Source organism: Treponema sp. (assembly GCF_045641405.1).
Classification (GTDB): Bacteria; Spirochaetota; Spirochaetia; order Treponematales; family Treponemataceae; genus Treponema_D.
Genome location: NZ_JAZUGX010000052.1, coordinates 1 through 2,217 on the forward strand (window position 1 = coordinate 1; position 2,217 = coordinate 2,217).

The window sequence follows — 2,217 nt, forward strand, 5'->3', positions numbered from 1 at the left end:
TGGTAGATTATTCAGATTATGGAAAAGTTCCACTTATAACAGATAATAAATTTACAGTATCTGAAAAAGGTTTTGCTCTTTGCTATAAACCAACTAGTAGTATTATAGATAAAAAATGGACTTTATTTGATGTATGTAAGAATGAAGAATCAAATTATATTTATATTCTGATTATTCCGCGTGAAAAGCACCGCTAAATTCAAATTTGAGCAACAGCAATTCACGCGGGGAGCACCACTAATATTTAGTAGAGCACCAAAAATTATTTATGCATTTTTGCACAGAATTCACGCATGTTCATTGAACCAGTTTCAACAAAGATTGCATTGTGAACTATACGGTCAAGAATTGCATCTGCATGGACTCCACCACCAAGACGGCTGTGCCAATCCTCTTTCTTGTACTGGGTACAGAAAATGGTAGAAGCTTCGTCATGACGGCGTTCAATCAATTCAAAAATGAAATGCTGTTCTTCATCAGAAATATCATCCATCAGCCATTCGTCAATAATCAGAAGACCATACGAACCATATTTTTTAAGAAGTCGTTTTGCGTTTCCTCTCTGGATTTTTTCTTCATCATGTTCCACCAGAAGATCAGGCAGACGAATGTACTTCGTAGAATATCTCTGCTTGCAGGCCTGTCTTCCCAATGCACATGCAAGATAAGTTTTCCCGGAACCTGTGAATCCCTGGAAGACAATGTTGGTGTTGCTGGAAATAAACTGGCATGTTGAGAGTTCCGTAATCAGGTTTCGGTCAATGCCTCGTCCTTCATAGACAAGACTGGTTACTTCTGCCTTAGGAATCCTGAACTTTGCCTTTGCCATGAGGATCTTTACGCTGTTGTTGTACTTTTCCTGATAAAGGTAATCAGCCATCATCTGGAATTTCTGCTCAAATGGAAGTTCACTCCAGTCTGTATTTTTTGAGTAGATTTCGTATGCATTTATCAGTTCACTGAGCTTGAGTTCCCTGAGCTTCTTCTTTGTTTCGTCGTTAATCATTTTCATTTCCTCCGTAATATGATGAGCCTCTTATGTATCCTTGAGTGTTGTTTGTCTTAGGTTTATTCTGAAGTTGTTCAGAAAGAATATCCTGATTTGCCGCCAGAATTGTATTCAGGTGGTGATATCTTGGGCTTCGAATCTGCATAAGCGCCAACTTACAGGCAGATTCCAGCCGGCTGTCAGAATATTTCTTACTTAGCCTGAGCAGGGACAGGGACGGGTTATATCCCTGTTCCTTTATTTTCACTCCTGCAAAAATCCTGTCGATGCATTCTCCGCAGTTAGGGCCGATCCTGTAGGCCCAGTTTCTGATCCTTGCATCATCCCATTCAGGCTGCTGGAACTGGTCAGGCATGTCCTGAGGATGGGTTGAGTAGCGGTATTCGATTCCCTCTGCGAATTTCTGATGTGTCGCAACACGGTTTCCCTTCACGAAGATTTCCACAGTTTTATCAGTAACCTTGAGGTCTGCTTCTGAACCGACATACTGGTATGGACAGGAATAGTTGTTCTTTTCGTAGACCACGTGACAGTTAAGGTTCACTTTCCGCCTGTAAATCCATGTTGCAATCTCGTAAGGCACGTCGGGCAAAGGATTGAGAAACTTCTTTTCTTCCTGAAACACTTCCCAGCGGCTTGCGTCACGCTTCTGAAAAGGCCGTTTGTTGAATTCTTCAAGCTTTGCCAGGACTGCAATCTGCAGCTGCCCAAGAGAATAGAAAGTCTGGTCCCGTAATGCTGCAATTATTGCGGTGGCAACCTTACCGACAGTTCCTTCAACAGAAGCTTTCTGCTTAGGTTTACGTACTCCTGTTGGCATGATCGCAGTCATGTAGTGATTTCCGAGTGCTTCGTAGGCTTCATTCAGGACAATTTCCCCTTCCTTGGGATGCTTGATAACACCGGTCTTTAAATTATCGCAGACTGTTTTTACAGGAACTCCGCCGAGAAATTCATACATGTGAATGTGGCAGCGGAGCCATGAGTCCTGCTTCATGTCCCAGCAGGCTTCAACATACGAATATTGGCTGTATGGAAGTGTGGCTACAAACAGGTATACCTTTACGGGCTCAAGGGTTTCTGGATTCAGATATTCCATTGTGGGACCGGACCAGTCCACCTGAACTGCTATTCCAGGCTTGTGCTCAAGATGATTTGTAAGGCTGTTACTGATTACAAACTTGTTGTAGCCGCGGCAGTATTTTGTG

General features: G+C 42.7%; 3 protein-coding genes. 1 reads left to right on the forward strand and 2 read right to left on the reverse strand.

Annotated elements, in window-relative coordinates; genetic code table 11:
* Positions 1 to 197, forward strand: a 197-nt coding sequence (locus ACKI39_RS08245) for a hypothetical protein (protein ID WP_407399455.1), incomplete at its 5' end; no start/stop codon positions are given.
* A gap of 65 nt (positions 198 to 262) precedes the next feature.
* Here the strand turns inward: ACKI39_RS08245 and ACKI39_RS08250 are convergent.
* The gene (locus tag ACKI39_RS08250; RefSeq protein ID WP_407399457.1) at positions 263 to 1,006 is read right to left on the reverse strand and encodes an ATP-binding protein; all 744 of its coding nucleotides are present in this window, start codon (positions 1,004 to 1,006) and stop codon (positions 263 to 265) included.
* A partial coding sequence (gene istA, locus ACKI39_RS08255; RefSeq protein ID WP_407399459.1) for an IS21 family transposase occupies positions 999 to 2,217 on the reverse strand: 1,219 nt, incomplete at its 5' end. The genes istA and ACKI39_RS08250, both read right to left, overlap by 8 nt.